This is a genomic window from Colwellia sp. KU-HH00111 (assembly GCF_040362745.1).
Classification (GTDB): domain Bacteria; phylum Pseudomonadota; class Gammaproteobacteria; order Enterobacterales; family Alteromonadaceae; genus Colwellia.
Genome location: NZ_BAABWO010000002.1, coordinates 307,938 through 330,361, shown reverse-complemented (window position 1 = coordinate 330,361; position 22,424 = coordinate 307,938). Strand labels below are relative to the sequence as shown.

Below are 22,424 nucleotides of genomic sequence, written 5' to 3'. Positions count from 1 at the left end.
TGATAAATTAGCTACAACTTGTATATACAACCAAATACAAGTACGACATATTAGCGAGTTTACTTAAAAAAGGGTGAGTGATGAATGCAAATTATTCCTTAGTAAAAGGCAATATTGGCATGCTGATTAGCATGCCACATAATGGACAGCAAATCCCCGAAGCTATCGCTGACACTATGACAACTAGCGCTAGAAGGGTGGTTGATACCGACTGGTATATGGATAAACTGTATGACTTTGCTACAGCCATGGGCATATATACGCTCAACCCAACATATAGTCGTTATGTTATCGATCTCAATCGAAATCCCAATGGTGAAGCTTTATATATTGGCGAAAACAATACTGAACTTTGCCCAACCACTGCCTTTGATTTATCGCCACTTTATCTTAAAAATCAACAACCAACACCAGAAGAAGTAGCTCGTCGCGTTAAGCAGTATTGGCAACCCTATCATCAAGTGTTAACTGAAACCTTAGCACTGCTCAAGCAGCAATACGGTAAAGTTGTACTACTAGATGCGCATTCAATTTTATCACACGTACCACGCTTTTTTGATGGCCAATTACCCGATTTTAATTTTGGTACTGCCGATGGAAAAAGTTGCGACTCTGTGCTGCTAAATAATATCCGCGCACTTGATTTATCGCCCTACTCTTGTGCGTTCAATGGTCGTTTCAAAGGGGGGTATATTACTCGTGCTTATGGTAAGCCAACAGATAATATTCACGCTATTCAGCTTGAGCTATCGCAGCACACTTATATGAATGAGCCAAGCAATCAGTACAATCAACAAAAAGCAGCTCAAGTAAAACAACATTTAAAAAAGTTTGTTACCTGTTTGGCCGATTTTGCACAACGCTAATGCCCATTAAATCTCAATCGATAAGTGAGAGTTACCCCTATGAAATATTATGCTGAAAACATTTTACTAACTGATGGTTGGTCTACGGATAAAACAATTACCATAGACGAAGGGATCATTTCTGCTATTAGTGCAGGTAAAGCAAAAGGCGCGAAAGTGCTATCAGGGCCGGTCATTCCTGGCATGGTCAATTGTCACTCCCATGCGTTTCAACGTGCCTTTGCCGGTTTTAGCGAGCAAGGTAGCGATGGACAAGATAGTTTTTGGACATGGCGAACGATAATGTATAAGTTTTTGGCACAATTAAGTTGTGATGATGCCCAGGTTATTGCACAGCAGCTTTATATTGAAATGCTCAAAATGGGATACACTCGGGTAGCTGAATTTCACTATTTGCACCACGATATTGATGGCAATACCTACGCAAAAAATCAAGCTGAGCAAGGTTTAGCAATGATGGCTGTGGCTATTTTTAATGCCGCAAAAAATTCAGGAATAGGATTAACCATGCTACCTGTGTTGTATCAATATGCAGGCTTTGGGCGGCAAGCACCAAATGAAGGCCAAAAACGCTTCATTAATTCTACTTCACAATTTAATCAATTGGTCAGTGATTGTTTTGTCCTAAGCAAGCAATACCCCAATACTAATATTGGCATTGCACCTCATTCATTGCGCGCTGTAGATAAAGATGCAATCACCCAAGCCGTTCAACATGTGCGTTCACTTGATGATCAAGCCCCGATTCATATCCATATAGCAGAGCAGCAACAAGAGGTTGATGATTGTTTACGACATTATAAAAAACGCCCAGTACAGTGGTTGTTAGATAACATTGAATTAGACCAACATTGGTGCTTAATTCATGCAACTCACATCAACTCACAAGAACAACAAGGGATTGTAGACAGTAATGCTATTGCTGGAATTTGCCCAACAACCGAAGCTAATCTTGGTGATGGTATTTTTCCCACAGCAGACTTTTTAGCGCTAAATGGCACCTTGGCAATCGGCTCAGACAGTCATATCTCGGTAAACCCAATTGAAGAGCTGCGATGGTTAGAATATGCACAACGTTTAACTAAACAACAAAGAGCGGTTCTGGCTTCAGTTAACACTGCCTCAGTCGGCCAAAATTTATGGCTAAAAGCTGCTGCGGGTGGCGCGCAAAGTACCAATTCAAATACCGGAGCTTTAGCCGTGGGAAAACAAGCTGACTTATTAGTGCTTGACCCAAAGCAAACATCTCTTTTTGCTAATAAAAACCAGCACTTACTTGATAGTGTCATCTTTGCTAGCCAAAGCAATACCATAAAAGATGTGATGGTTAATGGTCATTGGGTAATAAAAAATGGGAGCCATGCTTTAGAGCAAAGCAGTGCCACCAACTTTGCCCATTTGTTAGCTAAACTATCGGCTTAAAGCATGTTTTGATATTTATCTATAGTTTTACACACTTTACTTTTATTGGCTGGGTGAAAAACAACATTACGCTTATTGCCTTTGCAATAAGCTTGATAGAACTCACCTACATTTTTACGTGACGAAGTGATCTGTTGCAAAGACGCAATTTCATCCATTGAAAAAGTATCTAATTGAGGCTCTAAATCTGTATATATTTTATCGGCTTTTAACCTTACGCTGGTATCGCTAAATTCAGCAAACCCCTCCAATAATTGCGCTTTAGTTTTATCATAAAACTGAGTAACTTCTGGTTGGGGGTAAAAATGTAAAAACACTGCCGCAGCAACAATTAAAATGATTAAATTTTTCATAACGTCTCGTATATTAGTATGCGCTAATTTATGTTATTCTCAGACAGAACAATACCATATTACTTTTTTTTGTACTAACTTACAGCAACACTATTAAGTTATTTCCCGATCGTCGAGAATTAAATATAATTTTTATTTCCTAGTTTATAAGGATTCATCGTGAGCACTGACGACAAGCAATTATCCAAAAGCACGGTTAACATTCCCGTTAAAAATGTAAAAATTCATCCTGCCAAACACAGCAAAGAACGCTATAAGCCTGGTGATCAGATCTATGTGCGCAAAAGTTCTGGATTTTTCCAAAAGTTAAGACAACGCATGAATTTGGTATATTTTGCCTTCTTCGCTCTTTTACCTTGGCTTCAATACAATGGTCATCAAGCAATTTTGTTTGACATTAGTGAACAGCGCTTTACTTTGTGGGGCTTAACGTTATGGCCTCAAGATCTTACTTTACTAGCTTGGCTTTTTATTTTTTCAGCGTTTTTACTGTTTTTTGTCACAACTTTCTTAGGTCGAGTTTGGTGTGGTTATATGTGCCCACAAACCGTCTGGACTTTTATTTTTATCTGGTTTGAAGAAAAAATTGAAGGTACTGCAAATCAACGCAGAAAACTAAATCAGCAGAAAATGAATGCAAGCAAACTCTACAAAAAAGCCTTGAAACATGGCTGCTGGCTTTTATTTTCATTATTTACGGCCATGACCTTCGCTGGGTATTTTTCACCAATGAATGAGTTATTTATCAACATTGTGACCTTTGATACCAGCGTCACTATGGCTATTATTCTAGCCTTTTTTACTTTTGCTACATACGGTAATGCTGGCTGGATGCGTGAAACGGTATGCTTACATATGTGCCCATACGCACGCTTTCAATCTGCCATGTTTGATAAGGACACCTTAACTGTATCTTATGATAGCAATAGAGGTGAAACTCGTGGTGCTCGTGGGCGAAAACAAGATCCCAAAGAAATTGGTTTAGGTGACTGTATAGATTGTAATTTATGTGTTGAGGTTTGCCCTACCGGTATTGATATTCGTAACGGCTTACAATATGAATGTATCAACTGTGGTGCCTGTGTTGATGCTTGTTCAAGCGTAATGACACGAATGAAATACGAGCAAGGCTTAATCCGCTATACCACAGAACATGAATTAGAAGGTAAAAAAGTCCATTTTGTCCGCTCTAAGTTAATTGGTTATGCGTTGGTATTGTTGGTCATGAGTACCATGCTAGTATTAGAAATTGTTAACCGAGTACCTTTATCACTTGATATTATTCGCGACAGAACTGAACTGGCAAAAGAAAACTTTAACGGTGAAATAGAAAATGTTTATACCTTAAAAATTCTGAATATGTCGCAAACAGACAATACTTACCGGTTATCAGTAACAGGTATCGAAAATACCCAGTGGCATGGTAAGCAAGAGGTTTTCGTTGAGGCCGCTACCGTGTATACCTTACCCATTAGTATCTCTGTAGACCCTTATGAGTTAAAGGGTTACATGACAGATATTAATTTTACCGTAGAGCAAATTTCACCGCAAGATGATGTCAGCATTGAGCAAGAAAGCCGCTTTTTTAACAAACGATGATCGCTAGCTGAGAATAAATGAGCATTTATGGCACAATTTGATTTTAAATCGCTTTCTCCCGATACCATTATCGACGGTTTAGAAAGCGCAGGTTTTATGGTTGAAAGCGGTTTACTGGCACTGAATAGTTATGAAAACCGGGTTTATCAGTTTCATGATGAGCACTCAACTAAGTATGTAACCAAGTTTTATCGACCTAACCGTTGGCAGCTTGCGCAAATTCAGGAAGAGCATGACTTTTCATTTGAACTTGATGAACACGAATTGCCTATTGTTGCTCCCTTAAAAAGAAACGGAAAAAGTTTATTTGAATACCAGGGCTACCATTTTGCTGTATTTCCTTGTCGGGGCGGTCGTATCTTTGAGGTTGACAATTTAAACCAATTGGAATGGATGGGGCGATTTGTTGGTCGCATTCATGCGGTTGCTGCTAAAAAGGCATTTGTACAAAGACCAAGTTTTAATGTGGATGAAATGCTCTATCAAGCCAGTGAAACTATTGAGCAAAGTGGCTTTGTAATAAATTCATTGAATAAACCTTTTTTTACCATATTAGCACAAGTCATTGATGTTGCGGCGAAGCAATATCAGGTCGAACAGCCAATACGCTTGCATGGTGACTGCCATGCAGGCAATATTTTATGGCGTGACGAAGGGCCGCACTTTGTTGATTTAGACGATTGTCGCACCGGCCCTGCTATTCAAGACTTATGGATGATGCTGTCAGGCGATAGACAACAACAATTGTTACAAATTGACACCCTATTAATGGGCTATGAAGAGTTTTTTTCATTTGAACCAACACAACTTGTTTTGATAGAATCATTACGAACTATGCGTGTCGTTAATTATATGGCATGGTTATGCAAGCGTTGGCAAGATCCAGCTTTTCCTCGAAACTTTCCATGGTTTAATACTGAAAAGTACTGGGAACAGCAAATACTTATGCTCAAAGAACAAATGTCGGCACTGCAACAACCACCGTTAAGTTTGTTACCTGCTTGATACATTATCAGCCGGAATGCCAACTACAGGCGCTTTTCTTTATGTGCCATATTAATACTAAATAAATCAGGAAATTATAATGAGAAAAATACAGCAGTTTTTTATGGTATTGCTAATGCCTCTTTTAGCTTTTTCAATATCCGCTTGTGCTGAAAAGTACACTGAAGGTAAGCACTATTCGAAAGTAAATGAAACCGTATCGAGTCAAGCAGAAGTGCGTGAATATTTTTCTGCATATTGTGGCCATTGTTTTAAATTTGAACCGCTAATGCATAATATTAAAAAGCAATTACCAAGTAATGTAAAATTCGAACGTAACCATGTTGATTTTCTTCGCGGCGCTTCACCAAAGATACAGCAATTGATCAGTAAAGCTGTGGTTGCGGCACAGCAATTAGGTGATGAAGATAAACTCATTGGTGCCATATTTAATTATATTCATATACAACGTGCTGTTATTACTTCTGAAAAAGATATTCGCAACATTTTTGTACTTAACGGTGCTGATGGCGATAAATTTGATAAATTGATGAAAAGTTTTAGTGTAAACTCACAAGCCAAGTCAATGAAGAAACATCAAGATAACATGTCTCAAAAAGGCGCGTTAAAAGCAGTTCCAACGGTTATTGTAAATGGTAAATATCGTGTGAATGTAGCTGAATTAGATAAAAACAACTTTGAACAAGACTACAACAACCTAATCAGTCACTTACTTACCCTTAAGTAATACCAATTTGATTAAATTGTTAACAATTTAAAGCTGTCACTATGACAGCTTTTTTGATCTACTCATTTAATAAACTTTGTAATAACTTCTCTTTAGCTTTTGCAAACTCATCTTGGGTTAAAAAGCCCTGTTGCTTGAGATTTACTAACTTCTCTAGGGCATTGACCAACTCGGTATTTATCGTACTGTTATGGTGGCCCTCACCTGATGTTTTGTTAACCGCTTCACTTGCTTTGGCTGCCGATGTGTTGTTTTTCGACGTATTATCTGTTGAAACACTATTATCAGACAGAATGACACGCTCCGCTTTGGTAGGACGAATCGCTGCTGCTTGATCATGAAGCGGCATTTGCTGTTGAGCTTTTTGTTCACTGGCAGCCTGCGTTTCAATTGTTGGCTTGATAGGTCTTGTGGCCGTTTCCTTACTATTTATTTTTTCCGCTATTAACCAGCACCAATCAACCACATCATCAATCACCACGGTATAGGTTTTTTTCGTTATGCGGTCGCTACCTTTTCGCATATATAAACACACGGTATAGCTTTTGTCATGGCTGTCACACAACAGCAAACTAATTTGTCTAGCTTTACCATCAACCATCTTAGTAATTTTTTCTTTAGCAAAGAGTGCGCGCAAACCTTGTTCTTTGTCATCATCAAACCCATGCCCAGCCGTATGATTAATAGTGCTAATACTATGATTGTTTAACAACACCTCACAGCTTACCAAGTCGGAAAAATTAATGATGGTATCCGCGGTGTTTTGATGACGATGATATAAAGCGACTTGCTGTTGTGAATCACTTAACTTTAGTTGCGCAAATTGCTTTCTTACCACAGCTTTAGCTGAAAATTGCAGCCGTTTAAACATGAAAAAGCCAATCGCTACAATAGCGAATATAATGAGTAGAAAATAAGACGTTGACCCCTCATCAGTTTGTAATGTGCCAGCGTTAGTATTTTTTTCTGCCGGTAAAATCTCGCCATTATTTTCTTGAAACAGTTGAAACACAACACCCGCAGTTTTATTTATGAGCAAAAGTTCATCGTCAACATTTGTGGTAATAGAGATATCACTACCAGCATTAACGTGTTGCTCGGGGAAACGCCATACTAACTGAGACTCGCGCTCAATTAACGTCCCCTGATTAAAGGCTAGGTTTAGCGATATAGACTCAATAAGCCAATGCTGCTTTGTTTGTTTTAATAGGAGCAACTTATTTCTTAACAATGGCAAACTTCGCCCCTGATAACTGAGTAAATCCATAATAGCGCTATCTGTTTGGTACAACACAGTACTTGGGGCTTTATTACGCCAATCATCACCACCTGTTGTTAAGGTCAATACCGACTTGTTTTGATAGTAGTGAGACAGTAAAAGAGCATCCTTATTTTTATCCGGCCAGATAAACTGCTTTATATTTTGCCCCCCTAACAGGTAAAGCTCATTGCTGATGCTATCAACATTCGAGAACGGGTTATTACTTGGCACAGTAAAATTTCGCAAACCAAATTTTGCAGGATTTATCCGTAAAATAACACCTGAATACAGTGGCTTTTGCCATTTTTCTTGTCCGTTTAATGCAATGTATAGTAAGCCGAAATCTTCATTCCATGCTTTTTTATATGGGTTAAATGCCATTTGCTGTATCTTGATACTGAGATCAGGCACTGCAATGCGCAAAACTTCCCGCTTAGTGGTTAAATCAACCTTTTTATAACTAGCGTCTGTAAATTTCCACTGAGTAATAACCGCATCATGCGTTAAGGAAAAGCCGCTACTGCGTTCTTGTATTCGTTTAACCTTACTTTGCTGATCTAAGCTTTCTATGTGGGCGGTATAAAACGTGTTATAACCCAATTGATCACGTAATGAGAAATTAGGGTGTAACGCAATAGCCGTCAACTGAATCGGCTCAGTCGTGGTTTTCTTAGTCGCATTAAGATTAAAAATAACATGGGCGTTATCCATACTATCAATCAGGGTCATTTGACCTGCAGTATCAATAATAAAATGCTGCTGTTGGTTACTTGGGTTAGCTACAAGCTGCTGCCACCCAGAAGAGGTTATCGAGGGATTATTGCTTTGGGCAATTTGATTCAGTTGATAATCGTTTGTTGCTGCAATTGCAACCGGTAAAAAAAAACTCACAATTGCTAACATCACAACACCGTAGGTTGTGAACTGAATCCAATGGAAGAAATTATTTTTACTGTTCATCACACTTAAGCGTTACTTTAGATAAATAGATATATTAACAGAATAGCAAGAGACGGTGAAAAATCACAGATGTAATCTATTTAAAAGTCAGTAAGTTCATTGAAAAAAGAGAAAAAAAAGCTAATTGCACAAAACAATTAGCTTTATTGGATTTACTAATAAAACTTAGTAGGTGAGTTACTATTAGAAGTTAACCGTCACTTCATTAGAACACGCGGTACTTTCATCACACACTTGATAAATGAACTGAGAGCCAGTTGCTCTTCGTTCTCGGTCGCGATAAATACCAACATTAGAAACCGTATCAATTTTTTCACCGTTACGATAAATATCAACCATTTCTGAACCTGTGCCAGACCAAACAATATCAACACGCAAGTTACCTAAACGCGATTTATACGCGCGTTTAACATCAGCTTCAATACTGACATCAGAAACCGTTACTTCCATAACGCTGGTATTTGCATTACCTTCAGCATCCGTTACGGTTAATGAAACATTATATGTACCTGATGCAGCGTAACTATGAGTAGGGTTTTGCTCAGTAGCGCTTGTCCCATCACCAAAGTCCCATGCCCAGCTTGTAATGTCACCATTGACATCTGAACTGCTATCCGTAAATGATACCGATAAGTAATTAGCATCATAACTGAATTCAGCAATAGGCGCTGCAGGTGCTACATCACCCAACGCAGAGAAAGTGATAGACCAATTATTTAGGTTACCTGTATCCGCTGCATAAGTATCTTCAATACTTAAGGTCCAATCACCTAAAGTTGACTCACCATTAAATGCACTTGAAGGGAAAGATTGAGCGATATCATCGGCACTACCGCCTGCTTGATTATGCAATACTGCCGTTGTACCTGCAGGTGATGTTAATTTAACAATTAAGTCACCAATATAGGTATGAGTGATATCAACAAAGGTGCTTGATCCAAATACCGTTAGTGCGTCTGCAATAGTAATGGTTGATGTTACGCCTGATGGGTCATTATCAGGAATAGCTGCAGGTGTAGTGTTATTATAGGTAAAATCATTCAGCCCTTGTGGATTAACATATAAAGAGACTGTTTTACTTTTAACTATTTCACCGCTTGTACCAGTAACAGTAAATTGGTAATCACCCCAAGCAGTATCTGCAACTGTAGGTACCGTTAAAATAAAGCTTGTTCCTGGTGTCACTGTTGACGCTGACAATGCCGCACTGCCTAGTGAATCGGTAACGGTTAAATCAACATCACCATTCCAATCAGCAATAGCGCTAACATCAAAGTTGTAAGTAGCTGTTTCACCGGCGGTTAGCATAATTGAACCAGGAGAAACTGAGAAGCCAAAGCCTGGCGTTGGATCAGCATCAATTAACGCTGTGTGTATATTTAAACGTTTACCTGAAACAGTTTTACCATTTAGTTCTGTATTGTCATCACCACTGTTCATTAATAGCTCTTTTAATTCAACCACTGAAAGTTCAGGGTTAACAGAAAGTACTAATGCGGCAGCGCCAGCAACATGAGGTGTAGCCATGGATGTTCCTGAAAAGCTGCTATAGCCGCCACCGGGTACCGTTGATAAAATTGCAGAGCCTGGTGCTCCCATATCAACGCTGGTTAAACCCCATTGTGAAAAACCCGACATTGAATCAGTATGGGTTGTACTTGCTACAGAAAGAACACTGTCATGTTCATAACTTGATGGAAAGTGAGGACTCACATCATTATCAACAGCATCATTACCGGCCGCTGCAACAAATAAAATATCTGCCGCTTCAGAAGCGTTAATCGCATCAATCATGGCCTGACTTGAACCGCCACCGCCCCAACTATTATTTAACACGCGCAAGTTAATGCCGCTATTTTTCAGAGCTACCATGTAATCCATACATTCCAACGCATCAGAAGTTGCGCCTGAGCCAGCAGCATCTAAAAATTTACAACCGACTATTGAAACGTCATGGTTAACGCCGGCAACGCCCTGTGCATTATTACCTGTACCACCAATAGTCCCCGATACGTGTGTACCATGACCATTATCATCCATAGGGTCGCCAACACCGGTAATAGCATTAATGCCATAAACATCGTCAATATAACCATTGCCGTCATTATCAATACCATCGCCAGCAATCTCACCTGGGTTTACCCAAGCATTGTCAGTTAAATCAGTATGGCTATGATCAACACCTGTATCAATAACACCAACGACAACATCGCTACTACCTGTTGAAATTTCCCATGCTTCTGGGGCATCTATATCGGCATCATCTGTACCGCCCGTTTGGCCGGTATTGTGCATTCCCCATAACTCATCAAAACGTGAGTCATCTGGCATCACACTCGCTTTTAGCAAATAATCTGGCTCAGCATATAATACCGCGGGATGCTGATTAAGTTTTTCCAGCGCTTTTTTAGCTAATATACTAGTAAGCTTATAATTTGCCATTCGACCTTGCGAGATATGACGATAAGCATCATCTATTTCATCCGCATTCAGATCAGTAATTTTTGCCAGCACTAGACTTCGCGCAGAACGTCTTTGTAATGCGGTAGTGTTTTCTTTATAAACGACGATCACCGAGTCACTTTTATAACTGGCTTGGTTTACACCATCGATATGGGTTGATGCCATCGCTAGAGTGGGTAGCATCGCTAAGGTTAACGCTGTTAATTTCGATTTCATGATTTGAATCCATGTCCGTTGTTATTATGCTCAAAAAAGTTGAGCGTCGGTATAGATTCTCCAATGTTAATCTGTCTATTTTACTACTTTCACACTACATCTATGGAACTAAGCAACCCAAGTACTTTAAACATATAAATTAACAAAATACTAACAAATAGAATTAAAAATCATAAAAATACGACTTTATTCTTAGAAACCTATAACTCATACCTTAAAAACCTCATGCTTTTTTATGGCTTTTTCAGGTGGTAATACCTGATGTGTTCACTAGTACTTTTTTACTAGTTATAGCGGCCAATCATTTCATTAACATTTATTTTACATTTTAAGCCATTGTTTTAAAAGACTTATTATTAAATGATAGTTTAGGGTGATATGTCTCTAGTAAAAATAATTATATGGTTTAAGGGCAACTATGTGTTTAAAGGTAGTGTTAGGTGAGAATAAATAAACTAAATAATAACAATAAAAGAAGCCCGCTCCAGTGCTGTTTTTTTACTGTTGTGATCGCAAATTTAGCATTTTATTCTCAGATGAGTTATTCAAATGACTTACTTTCAGGCACAGAACTAAAAGACTCTCCTTTGTCGTTAAGTCTTACTACTACAGCAACCATGCAAATTGGTGAGGAAACTCAACAATTAGTTATCAATCAATATGGAATACACAACAAAGCAACAGTAAACCAAATGGCTAACATGGGAAATAACATCATTATTGACCAGTTTGGTATTGACAATATGGCTAACCTAACACAATCAGGTTATGGCAATACAATCAACTTGCAACAACAAGGTAATAATAATTTTGCTGAAGTTATTCAAGAGGGCAATACCAATGTAGCTAATGTACTACAGGAAGGTGAACAAACATTTACTGTTCATCAAATTGGAAATGACATGGTGGTTAATATTACTCAATTTTAACAACCTACTTTGGAGAAAACTGTGAAAATTAATAAATCAATAATAGCCGGAGCTATCGTATTAGCGTTAGGCACACAACAAACTGCTTTTGCTGCAGATGATGTAAAAGACGAATCAGCAGTACAAATCAGCAAAGATATTATGGTCGATGCGGCTGGTAACGTCATCATTCTGTCGCAAACATCACAAACCGGCGCTGTGTATGGTAATGATGTCCATTTAGCACAAGAAGGTGATGCGAACGGGATTGATGCATCAGTAAATGGCGATGACAACAGCACTGAAGTTATGCAAGTAGGCGTTAGCAATATCGCTATCAGTGCCAGTACAGGTGATAGCAATATCCAAGCGATCACGCAAGAGGGTGACGATAACGAAGCTCAAACAACTATCACAGGTGATGAAAATATTGCCGAAGTCAACCAACTTGGTGGTGGCTACCTAGGCATAGGCAACGCTGCAGTCAATACTATTTCTGGTGACGGTAACGAAGTATCAATGGAGCAAGGTGATGGTGGCCACTGGTCATTTAACCGTAATATGGAAGGCTCAGGTAATAGTTTAACCACCAAACAGTCAGGCCAATGGAACGAAGTTCATTTTGATAATATTGTTGGCGATGGTAATGAAATAGCCGTTGACCAAGATGGCTATTGGAACGTAGTACGCGTTAGTACTATTGAAGGTTCAGACAATGAGATTGATTTTGAACAAGAAGGCGACCGCAATAAAATCACAGTAACAGAGGTCATTGGCGGTGAAAACGAACTCAACGTTGATCAAGAAGGTAATTACAACCAAGTCACTTCCAATATATTTATGGGTGAAGGCAACGAAGTATCACTTACCCAAAATGGCGATGACAACGAGTCTACTTTTGACGTGATTGGCGATAACAACGACTTTACTGTAATGCAAAATGGCGCAGCTAACATCTCATACCTTGGTGCGCTTGGTAGCGACAATGAGTTTAGCGTTACACAAATTGGTGATGCCAACGAATCTCACTTGGTAAACTTCAATGGTTTTGATAATGACATTGATGTACTTCAAGCAGGTGACGAAAACGTTGCAGTAATTCAAGCATCTGCCGATGATAATAGCTTAACCACCAATGAAAATGACATTGAAGTAGCTCAAACAGGTAACATGAATGATGCGGTTGTTAACATGAGTACTATCTTAGATAGCAACTTCAACACCGTTGATATTGCCCAAAGTGGTGACCTGAACTCATTGGATATTTTAATTGAAGGCAGCAACCATGTTATCGATATCGCTCAAACGGGTGATGAAAACATGGTCACGGGTGCAAATGGTGATGCCATGTTAATTGGCGGTGCTGGCATTGAGCTAAGTATTAATCAAATAGGTAATGGTAACCTAGTTGAAGGCTCTATTATTAGCGCTGGTGGCAGTGTTTCCATCTCTCAAGTGGGTGATTGGAACAGCGCAACTATTATTCAGCAATAAGCTGAATAATCATTAAAGGGGGGCGGGGGCCCCTTTTTTTATACAAATATGAACTATAAATTTATTTTTTTAATACTTTTCTCTTCTTTTTCTGCTAACACTTCGGAACTCGAAATTGGCGGTTTACTGCTAGATAACACCATCAGCAGGCAAGGAAAAGAGTTTGCCTACAAGTTCAGTCAACTTTGGCAAGATTTGCCTCATTCAGATGGAATTAACGTGCAGATAAAAGAGCAAGTAATTCCTCGTTCAGGGACAAAATTAACGGTAAACATGAATAACACCCTTATATATGTCACTTATATGGGCAGGAGACAAGAGCCGATAAAAAGTCGAGTTGAACAAGCCATGCTAATTTTGATCGAAATGATGGCAAAATCTCAATTTACAGAACACAACCCTGATATATCAAATGATGGATGGTAGTAATGAATATAAAAACAAGTGTTTTAGTGGTTTTCCTTTTAGCTGCATCCTGGGTAAATGCCTCCGAACTAGTGTATACCCCAATCAACCCGAGTTTTGGTGGTAATCCTCTCAATGGTAATTTTTTATTAGGTAAAGCACAGGCTCAAAATAAACATAAAGCCAAATTAAATAAAAAGTCTTATGCCGAAAAGTTTCAAGAATCTTTAGAGCGAGCTTATATTAATAAGATGGTGCGAGAGATTACCGATCTTGCCTTTGGCGAAACTTGTGATGTTGCCACCGATACCGAGTGTGACCCAAGCATATTTAATGAAGACTCAATATTTACCAGCGGCGATTATCTGATAGAGATTATTACCAGCAATACCGACAGTATTACTGTACAAATTACCAATAGCCTAACAGGTGAAATCACATTAATTGAAGTACCAAGATTTGGATAATAAAATGAAGAAGTTAATAGTTGTCTCTTTGTTCCTCGTATTATCAGGTTGTAGTAGCCTTAATCACTTAATACCACCTGAGCAAGCAGGTGCGATAAAAATAGTGAATTCTGCCGCTTTTGATGAGCTAACCAATTTACCCAAGCCTAAGGGGCGCATTCCGGTATCGGTTTATTCTTTTCGTGATCAAACAGGGCAATATAAGCCTCAAGCGAATGTCAGCTCTTTTTCAACCGCGGTTACCCAAGGCGCCACCTCAATTTTAATGCAAGCATTGAGCGACTCTGACTGGTTTTTGCCCGTTGAGCGTGAGGGCTTACAAAATATTCTAACCGAAAGAAAAATCATCAGAGCCTCTTTGCAAAATGATAAAAAAGAGGGTCAGGAAGTCAAAGACCTGCCGCCACTAACCACCTCAAAATTGCTAATAGAAGGTGGAATAATCAGTTATGACTCTAATATTAAAACCGGCGGCTTTGGTGCTGAATATTTCGGTATAGGCGCCTCAGAACTTTACCGAGAAGATTTAATATCCGTTTACATGCGGGCAATTGATGTGCGAACCGGACAAGTACTGGTCTCGGTTTCAACATCTAAAAAGATACTCAGTAAAGAAATTAGAGCCGGTTTTTTTCGCTATGTTAGCTTTAAAAGACTAGCCGAAGCTGAAGGTGGCTACACCACCAATGAGCCAATGCATTTATGTGTTACCCAAACCATTGAAAAAGCCATAACGGAGCTTATCCTAAAAGGTATCGATAAAAAGGTATGGCGAGCAGCCTCACCTGCCATTGCTCAGATAAAAAAAGCGCCAACTAAACTCGCCACACCAGCTAAAGTGCTTGAAAAACCCAAAACGCAACTCGCTAGCATTATTTATTTTGATTATGACAAAGCGGACATCTCAAATAAAGCGGCTAAAACACTCACCTCACATGCTGACTACTTGGTAAAACACCCAACAAAGAAAGTACGTTTAGAAGGCCATGCCGACGAAAGAGGTAATGTTAAATATAACGCGACCTTAGGAAAAAATAGAGCCGTGGCGGCGGCTAAGCACTTGCACCAACAAGGTGTTAAAGCAGAGCAAATGTTAGTAACTAGCTTAGGCGAAAATAAGCCTGTAGATAAAGGCACCTCTGAAAAGTCATATGCTAGCAATCGCCGCGTAGAGTTGAAGCCGATTGATAAATAAAAGCATCCTAACTCATTGCGTTGTTCCTTAGTTTAACTATGGTCTAGTTTAATTATGATCGGCTTAGTTAATTGTAGTTAATTGCTGATGTTTTTCTAATGCCAGAATAAAGTCGCTAGGTGAATCCACACCGATATAAATAACATTACCCGTGTTAAGTTCAATTTTTACATTTGGGTTACCCGCCAAATTATACCTTTTAACATGACCCGCTCTGCGTATGAAGCTTGAATTTAATTCAATACTTTCAATCTCAGTTAAAGGCACACACAAAGGATTCCATATTCCGTACCTGATAATAAGAGAAGTTGATGTAATGGAAATAGGCCTAATTGAAATTGCCTTATATTCAGCAATAAAAAAGACTAAACCAATAAGCGTTATACCCGTTGTAATATTGGCCACAAATGGAGACCATATAAAGTGCAATAACAAATGCATAACGGGTAACTCAAATATAATAATGAGAATAAACCCAAATTGATTACTTTGCGTACTGTCTTTTTCATGACAACTGAAGTGATCATCTCCCGAAAAATATTGCTGTTTTATCCTACGGGAAAATAATGCATACGTCCAAATGCGAGCCTCGAAAGAAAGTAATGAGCTTATCACACCTTTACCTACAATTTTTTCAATCGGCTCTGATATAGACATATCAGGATCTTTTTCTTTGATAAGCGATGCTTTAATCGCAAAGAATACGGTAAAGATAGTGGTGACTTCTAAAGCGATAAATGCTGCAATAGCTAAGTAGCGCAATGACTCAAGGTAAGGCCAAATAACCTTTGAGCTTTCAGGAATAACAAAGCTTCCAACCAATACAATTAAACAAGCATATGCAACAGCCTTAATTGTTGCTTCTTTTTTATCTTTGACGCACAAAAAGCATAAAACAGGTAAAACAATTAAACCGTCAATTAATAACAGCCATTCTGGCTGCTCTGTACCATACTCATTTAAAGCATTGGAGCTTTGATAGAAAAAAGCCCAAAATATACAAATAATAGTAAGAAATATAAATGGTATATTTTTTTTAGTTAACGCTAGCATGAATACCCCTTATAGTTAAAATGCTGACCTTTCGGTCATTAATTAGCATAGCGGTTAATTCACTACTTGAAACTGTTTGCTCCAAGACAGCAATTCAACTCTATTTCTTGAGCTGGTTTTTCTAAAGATACTGTAAATATGGGTTTTAACGGTATTAGGGCTAATATGCAGTTGACTGGCGATCTCTTTATTTTGAGCGCCACTAGATACTAGGCCTATAATCGTTTTTTCTCTTTTAGTTAATGATGGGCAAACCGTTTGATTGTTATCAGTATAGTCAATATTCCCTTGAGTAGTATCCAAGTGTGTTAATAGTTCACCTAGTGCAATATTCATGGTTTCACGTTTAAACCACCGCTCATCATCGAGTAAAGCACCGAACCCCTTCAAAATGATATCAGCACGATCCGCATGATAAAACATTCCTCTGATACCTGCCATTAATGCAGATTTTTCATCTAGCACTCCTGCAGAGCAATTAAACAACACCACCTTATGCTTAAGTGTTAACTTCACCAAGTTTTCGGGAATGGCGTTGACATTAATGATGCTGGCAAAATCAATAAAAATTAAAGGATATTGAGCTAAAGCTAGCTTTTCAGGTAAGGAGCAACTCACTTGCGCTGTGATGTTGCATGTGGCTAATAAATTCAAAAATTGAGTTAACTTTAGTTGTTCTGCTGAGGTCAATTCGATACTTTTGCTTATATTGGTAAGAACATAAGCTTTAGCAGGGGTAGTCACTTCTGTCATATCACGTACTTCTTATGTTTTTATAGGTACATTAAGTGAAGTTATGACGTTCTAGATTGATAAAGAGGGTTATTCCGTCCTTTTTGTTTACAAGAATCAATCCATTAACTCCACGATTACATACTATTAATGATATTTTCACACCAAATGTCAATATAAATATGCAAAAAAAGTAACTTTGTATCTATTCACTAAAAAACGCTTGAGCTGATTCAGTCGTTATTTGCCCTTAAATTATAGTAATAAATGCACAGTTTTCGCTTCAATAAACTGTGCTTTCTCGGCAGTGGCTAAATAACTCAACTTACCCTCAACCATCAGGTTGTTGCCTAGCTTTGCATGCTCCACTATGTATTGTGCTTGTTTACCCCAAACGTGCAATTCACGCTCTATTTGGTGAGGTTGCCAGCATTGTTTTTCAAAGGAATATGCTTGTTGATTTATACTAATATTCATTTGTGCTAACTGTTTATTATTTTGTGTAGTGATTAACTGAGGTTCACTGAGTAATTGCCCACTGCAATGCACTTGATTAACGGTTTGTGTATAACCTTTGTTAAACTTTTGAATAAAAGTCGCATGCACAATGGCTGGATGTTGTTTGGTATTGGCTGTATTGACTTTGATATTGCTTAAATAGCCTTGCACTAACACAATATCGCCTTTGTTAGCTGTTAGTAGCGTCTGTTCAACTAATTCACCTTCCACTTTTATATGGTGATAGCTAGTCCACTCTTTGTATTGATTCGTTTTTTTATCTAACCATTTTGAGCTAGTGGCAAGCGTAATTTCAGTGATTGCTGAAACAGGGTTCGCCTTATAACGAATATCTGGCGTAGCCACTAAATTGCCCAACAGTGTCACCGCACATAAATTTTGACTTTGCACGGGTGTGTTTAACTTATGCATAATAAAACAGCTCTTATCGCCTAATTGATACAAATGAAAAAATAGAATTGTATTTCTTTTTACGCCATTTTACAGTATTCAGTCAATTTATTTTGTCTTCTATTGCAAGGGTATGCTGACGCAATCATTTTTTACCCGTTAACTTGGCCTTTTTCATATTATGGTAAACATCAATACTGTAGAGCGCTAATGCTGACCAAATAAATACAAAGGTTATAAATTCAGCTAACTGCATTGATTCTTGATAATAAAAGCTTGCCAGTAAAAACATAATACTAGGGCCTATATATTGAAAAAAACCTAAGCTTGATAAGGTTAAACGCTTAGCTGCCGCGGTAAAACATAACAACGGCGCAGTAGTTACTATGCCTGCCATTACCAAAGTAATATTGAGTGTATTAGCGTTAAGAGCCAAGTTTGATGTGGTGCTTTCTAGAAAAAATAACCAATATATAATCGCCACGGGTAGCATTAACAGCGATTCGATCAACAAGCCAACAAACGAGTCCACGTGCATTTTTTTTCTTAATACGCCATAAACGGCAAAAGAACTTGCCAAAGCCAAAGATACAACGGGCAATGAACCAACAGTAAACAATTGTACTAATACACCAAAAACAGCTAAACCCACCGCCACTTTTTGATTTCTCCGTAAGCGCTCACTGAAAAATAGCATCCCTAACGCGACATTAAATAAAGGATTGATAAAATACCCTAGGCTAGCATCAAGCAAATGATCATTATTAACAGCCCAAATAAATAATAACCAATTGAATGCTAACACCGCTGCAGATAGGCTCAACTTAGCAATAACCTTAGGCTGCTGACATAGCTGAACCAGCACTGACCACTTTTTGCTAGCTAATACTAATAGTAATAAAAAAACGCTAGACCAAATAATGCGGTGCATTAAAATTTCACCTGCGCCAATATCTACCAGTAATTTAAAATATATCGGGGCAAGCCCCCACATAAAATAAGCGGCTAAAGCATTGATAACACCACTGCGCATTGATAATTGTTGCTGTGAAATTGACATAATGGGATATTTTTAACAGAAATAACACTGGCGCGCATGGTAGCACAACAACAGCAATAGTTATGCTAATTCTAAACGAGTTTAATCTATCAAACGTATGCAAATGTAAAGTTAACCAACCATATAGGTTCCCGTACCAAACGCTATATGTTCACCTTGCTCGTTATGCATTTCCATACGTGCAACAGCAACTTTACTGCCACTTCGAATAATGTGCGCAGTAACAATAAACGCTTCTCCACGACCCGGACGTAAATAATCAGTTCGTAAATCTATTGTGCCTATTTTATCTAGACTTTGCCTAATTGCCGCAGGCGATTTATCGGTTAGCTGCTCAATGATATTAGCTGCGGCCACTGTGCCTCCAGCCAAATCTAATGCTGACGCAGTTACGCCACCGTGCAGTATTTTTCGAACTGGGTTACCAATTAATTTATCTTGCCAAGCAAAGCGCACTTCGGAATTTTGGGCGTTAAACCGGGTAATTTCTAATCCTAGTAATTGATTAAATGGCATGTTCTGATTCCAATAATCAGTAAGCTGTTGATACATTACCTCATTACTCATATAAACCTCTCTGGTCAGACGTGTAAACAATTAAGATAACATCATTAAGGGCACATAGGTAAAAATAATGGTGCCTCTACAACGTCACTCAGGTAAAATAGGGTCATTGTCAATTACCGAAGACGTTCTGTTGAATATTGCTACACAACCTATTGATGAAACATCAGACAACCAAAAGCTTCTGCTCACTAGTTTAAAACACCATTTTGGTTACGATAGTTTTCGCCAAGGCCAAGCTGAAATCATTACTCACCTTCTTCAAGGAAGGGATTCTCTGGTACTTATGCCTACAGGCGGTGGCAAATCATTGTGCTATCAATTGCCCGCCACCTTATTACCGGGAATCACCATTGTTGTTTCTCCTTTAATTGCACTGATGAAAGACCAAGTTGATAACCTCACTCATCAAGGAATATCGGCAGCATTTATTAATTCATCATTGTCGCAACAAACAATTAACGATACTTTTACCCAGCTAGCCCAGGGAAAAATCAAACTACTCTATGTTGCTCCAGAGCGATTAACAAGTCGCTATTTTTTACAAGGGTTAAGTGAACTACCTTTGAGTATGTTCGCCATAGATGAAGCACACTGTATTTCGCAATGGGGGCATGATTTTCGACCGGCTTATACTCAACTCAATATTTTAAAAGAATTTTTTCCTCAGGTGCCGGTGATGGCATTAACCGCTACGGCAGATGTTACTACACGTAAAGATATCCTTGCTCAACTATCATTAAACAACCCTTACATTCATTTAGACAGCTTTGATAGGCCAAACATACGCTTTACCTTAGCGCAAAAATATGACGGTGAAAAACAAGTATTGGGTTATGTGAAAAAGCAAGGCGATGACTCTGGTATTATCTATTGCAACAGCCGCTGGCAGGTAGAAAAACTCACCAAGTATCTAGCCGCATGTGGCATCAATTGTGCTGCTTACCATGCTGGCCTTGAAACTGAAATACGGGCTTTAGTGCAAGAAGGCTTTACCAAAGACAATATTCAAATCGTTGTAGCAACCGTCGCTTTTGGCTTAGGCATCAATAAACCCAATGTACGCTATGTTATTCATTTTGAACCCCCTCGTACCTTAGAGTCCTATTACCAAGAAATAGGTCGTGCAGGTCGCGATGGTTTGCCCGCTGAAGCGTTGTTTTTAGTTGCTGACAAAGACATTAGTCGTATTAAAAAACGTATTAGTGAAGGTGACAACCCGCAACGTGTTAATGTTGAAAAGCAACGCTTTGCTGCCATGAGTGCATTTATTGACGCACAAACGTGTCGCCGACAAGTTGTTTTAAACTATTTTGCAGAATATACCCAACAAGGCTGTGGTAACTGTGATATATGCTTAGACCCCCCAAGCCAGTTTGACGCAACAGAGCCAGCTCAAAAAGTACTATCATGTGTTTTTCGTATTAAACAACAAGGTGATATTAACCATGTTATTGATGTTTTACGTGGGGAAAATACCAGCCAAGTATTAAGCCAAGCACACGAGCAGGTATCAACCTTTGGTATTGGTAGTGGAAAAACACACGGCTATTGGTTTGCGATTATCGGGCAACTCATTCACTTAGGTTACTTACAACAAGATATTGAGCAACAATCTACTCTGTGTTTAACACAAGCATCGCGCAGCGTACTTAAAGCAACAGAGCCATTAATGCTAGCGAGCCCACGTTTACAAAAAGCCAGTTATTGGCAAAGTAAACACCAGCAAAAACCTTATGACAGAGCGTTATTCAGCAAATTACGTGAACTAAGAAAAAGTATCGCCGATGGTGAAGATATTGCGCCATTTATTGTCTTTAACGATGCAACGCTGTCAGAGCTCGCTAGAGCTCAACCCAAAACAGCAGCACAAATGCTTGCCATTAGTGGTATTGGTGATGTCAAGCTAGCACGTTATGGCAGGGCCTTTTTGCAAGTGATTAGCGAGCATTGTCATTAACCTATGCAACCTTATATTTTAAGATCAAAAAAAGCGCTAATTAGCGCTTTTTTAACTATTACAGATTGGCAAGCTTATTTTAAGCTGGCGTAGTATGCTGCTAAGTTATCCATATCAGCGTCAGTCAATGCTGCAACCATACCCTTCATGGTTGGATCATTACGTTTACCTGATTTGAAGTCTTTAAGTTGCTTAGCAAGGTAAGCTTCTTTTTGACCAGCAAGGTTAGGGTACATTGGAACAGCTGAAATACCAGCAACGCCGTGACATGCACTACACATCATTGATTTACCTTTACCAGCGGCAGCATCACCAGCAAAAGCAGGAGATGCCATCATTACGGTTGCAGCAACTGCAAGAGTAAGTTTAATCATAGTAATTATCTCTCTTTATCTATAAAGTTAATTTTCTTTCTAAAGCCAGTATAAATAAAAACCGTTCTGCTGTCGTTATTTTTTTAATATAATGCTTTTTTTAATGTGAGTAGCATAGCAATGGACTATAAATGAATACCATTCTCATAAAATCAATTGCTTATAGAGCAGAGATTATTGATATTTTATTTAATAAAAGCTGGTATCAAGAAGATATCAATTTACTGACAAAATTACTGTTAAATAAAGTAACAGCATCTCAAATAAAAGAAACGATATTAGGGGCAGATAGAGAAAACATTCGCTTTCAATACTTAGATGCCGAGTTTGTATTAAACTTTGATTATTACAGTCAATCTTGTTGGATTTGTCCTAATGATGAAGCTAGCCAAAACAAAACCCATCAACTTTTTGAACGTTTAAAGGCATAA

The 22,424-nt window shown here is 38.5% G+C and carries 21 protein-coding genes and 1 pseudogene; 13 read left to right on the top strand and 9 right to left on the bottom strand.

What is annotated here, in order from left to right; all coding sequences use genetic code 11:
* Positions 1-80 precede the first annotated feature (80 nt).
* Both hutG and ABXG98_RS05710 read left to right on the top strand, forming a co-directional pair.
* Positions 81-866 carry an N-formylglutamate deformylase gene (gene hutG / locus ABXG98_RS05715; protein WP_353537733.1) on the top strand — a complete coding sequence of 262 codons (786 nt, stop codon included), beginning with the start codon at positions 81-83 and terminating at the stop codon, positions 864-866.
* A 39-nt stretch (positions 867-905) separates the two neighbouring features.
* Positions 906-2,288 (top strand): formimidoylglutamate deiminase, encoded by a 1,383-nt coding sequence (locus tag ABXG98_RS05710; protein ID WP_353537732.1) that lies wholly within the window; start codon positions 906-908, stop codon positions 2,286-2,288.
* On the opposite strand, the gene ABXG98_RS05705 is transcribed toward ABXG98_RS05710, so the two are convergent.
* Positions 2,285-2,641, bottom strand: a complete 357-nt coding sequence (locus ABXG98_RS05705; protein WP_353537731.1) for a hypothetical protein — start codon at positions 2,639-2,641, stop codon at positions 2,285-2,287. The two genes, ABXG98_RS05710 and ABXG98_RS05705, sit on opposite strands and share 4 nt — an antisense overlap.
* Positions 2,642-2,800: 159 nt before the next feature.
* Here ABXG98_RS05705 and ccoG point away from each other — a divergent pair, with 159 nt between their 5' ends.
* From ccoG to ABXG98_RS05690, 3 genes are all read left to right on the top strand, one after another.
* Positions 2,801-4,240 (top strand): cytochrome c oxidase accessory protein CcoG, encoded by a 1,440-nt coding sequence (ccoG, locus tag ABXG98_RS05700; protein ID WP_353537730.1) that lies wholly within the window; start codon positions 2,801-2,803, stop codon positions 4,238-4,240.
* Between the two features lie 27 nt (positions 4,241-4,267).
* Positions 4,268-5,245, top strand: a complete 978-nt coding sequence (locus ABXG98_RS05695; protein ID WP_353537729.1) for a serine/threonine protein kinase — start codon at positions 4,268-4,270, stop codon at positions 5,243-5,245.
* A 79-nt stretch (positions 5,246-5,324) separates the two neighbouring features.
* On the top strand, positions 5,325-5,972 hold the full coding sequence (locus ABXG98_RS05690; RefSeq protein ID WP_353537728.1) for a thiol:disulfide interchange protein DsbA/DsbL: 648 nt from the start codon (positions 5,325-5,327) through the stop codon (positions 5,970-5,972).
* Positions 5,973-6,030: 58 nt separating this feature from the next.
* Here the strand turns inward: ABXG98_RS05690 and ABXG98_RS05685 are convergent, their stop codons facing one another.
* Complete coding sequence (locus ABXG98_RS05685; protein WP_353537727.1) at positions 6,031-8,196, bottom strand: SHOCT domain-containing protein; 2,166 nt, start codon at positions 8,194-8,196, stop codon at positions 6,031-6,033.
* Positions 8,197-8,376: 180 nt separating this feature from the next.
* The gene (locus ABXG98_RS05680) at positions 8,377-10,872 is read right to left on the bottom strand and encodes a S8 family serine peptidase (RefSeq protein WP_353537726.1); all 2,496 of its coding nucleotides are present in this window, start codon (positions 10,870-10,872) and stop codon (positions 8,377-8,379) included.
* Between the two features lie 536 nt (positions 10,873-11,408).
* On the opposite strand from ABXG98_RS05680, the gene ABXG98_RS05675 reads away from it, so the two are divergent.
* The 6 genes and pseudogenes from ABXG98_RS05675 (at position 11,409) to ABXG98_RS05650 (ending at position 15,341) form a co-directional block, all read left to right on the top strand.
* Positions 11,409-11,801 (top strand): curlin subunit CsgB, encoded by a 393-nt coding sequence (locus ABXG98_RS05675; RefSeq protein WP_353537725.1) that lies wholly within the window; start codon positions 11,409-11,411, stop codon positions 11,799-11,801.
* Between the two features lie 21 nt (positions 11,802-11,822).
* Positions 11,823-13,274, top strand: coding sequence for a curlin (locus tag ABXG98_RS05670; protein WP_353537724.1), 1,452 nt, complete (start codon positions 11,823-11,825; stop codon positions 13,272-13,274).
* Between the two features lie 48 nt (positions 13,275-13,322).
* Positions 13,323-13,700: a CsgE family curli-type amyloid fiber assembly protein gene (locus tag ABXG98_RS05665; RefSeq protein ID WP_353537723.1), complete on the top strand. Its 378-nt coding sequence runs from the start codon at positions 13,323-13,325 to the stop codon at positions 13,698-13,700.
* 2 nt (positions 13,701-13,702) lie between these two features.
* A complete protein-coding gene (locus ABXG98_RS05660) occupies positions 13,703-14,146 on the top strand; it encodes a curli assembly protein CsgF (protein ID WP_353537722.1) in 444 nt (147 codons plus the stop codon).
* Positions 14,147-14,150: 4 nt separating this feature from the next.
* Positions 14,151-14,918 (top strand): annotated as a pseudogene (locus ABXG98_RS05655) (CsgG/HfaB family protein); the annotation flags it as partial.
* A gap of 66 nt (positions 14,919-14,984) precedes the next feature.
* Positions 14,985-15,341 carry an OmpA family protein gene (locus ABXG98_RS05650; protein WP_353537993.1) on the top strand — a complete coding sequence of 119 codons (357 nt, stop codon included), beginning with the start codon at positions 14,985-14,987 and terminating at the stop codon, positions 15,339-15,341.
* 63 nt (positions 15,342-15,404) lie between these two features.
* Here ABXG98_RS05650 and ABXG98_RS05645 read toward each other — a convergent pair whose 3' ends face one another.
* The 5 genes from ABXG98_RS05645 to ABXG98_RS05625 all read right to left on the bottom strand — a co-directional run bounded on the left by ABXG98_RS05645 (position 15,405) and on the right by ABXG98_RS05625 (position 19,662).
* Positions 15,405-16,394, bottom strand: a complete 990-nt coding sequence (locus ABXG98_RS05645) for a PH domain-containing protein (protein WP_353537721.1) — start codon at positions 16,392-16,394, stop codon at positions 15,405-15,407.
* Between the two features lie 54 nt (positions 16,395-16,448).
* The gene (locus tag ABXG98_RS05640) at positions 16,449-17,147 is read right to left on the bottom strand and encodes a helix-turn-helix domain-containing protein (protein WP_353537720.1); all 699 of its coding nucleotides are present in this window, start codon (positions 17,145-17,147) and stop codon (positions 16,449-16,451) included.
* Positions 17,148-17,381: 234 nt separating this feature from the next.
* Positions 17,382-18,056 (bottom strand): single-stranded DNA-binding protein, encoded by a 675-nt coding sequence (locus ABXG98_RS05635; RefSeq protein WP_353537719.1) that lies wholly within the window; start codon positions 18,054-18,056, stop codon positions 17,382-17,384.
* A 124-nt stretch (positions 18,057-18,180) separates the two neighbouring features.
* Positions 18,181-19,095: an EamA family transporter RarD gene (gene rarD, locus ABXG98_RS05630; RefSeq protein ID WP_353537718.1), complete on the bottom strand. Its 915-nt coding sequence runs from the start codon at positions 19,093-19,095 to the stop codon at positions 18,181-18,183.
* A gap of 111 nt (positions 19,096-19,206) precedes the next feature.
* Entirely contained in the window at positions 19,207-19,662 is a 456-nt protein-coding gene (locus ABXG98_RS05625) for a thioesterase family protein (protein WP_353537717.1), read from the bottom strand.
* Between the two features lie 67 nt (positions 19,663-19,729).
* Here ABXG98_RS05625 and recQ point away from each other — a divergent pair, with 67 nt between their 5' ends.
* Entirely contained in the window at positions 19,730-21,619 is a 1,890-nt protein-coding gene (gene recQ / locus ABXG98_RS05620) for a DNA helicase RecQ (RefSeq protein WP_353537716.1), read from the top strand.
* A 74-nt stretch (positions 21,620-21,693) separates the two neighbouring features.
* Here the strand turns inward: recQ and ABXG98_RS05615 are convergent, their stop codons facing one another.
* A complete protein-coding gene (locus tag ABXG98_RS05615) occupies positions 21,694-21,993 on the bottom strand; it encodes a c-type cytochrome (protein ID WP_353537715.1) in 300 nt (99 codons plus the stop codon).
* Between the two features lie 131 nt (positions 21,994-22,124).
* Here ABXG98_RS05615 and ABXG98_RS05610 point away from each other — a divergent pair, with 131 nt between their 5' ends.
* Positions 22,125-22,424 carry a DUF3630 family protein gene (locus tag ABXG98_RS05610; RefSeq protein WP_353537714.1) on the top strand — a complete coding sequence of 100 codons (300 nt, stop codon included), beginning with the start codon at positions 22,125-22,127 and terminating at the stop codon, positions 22,422-22,424.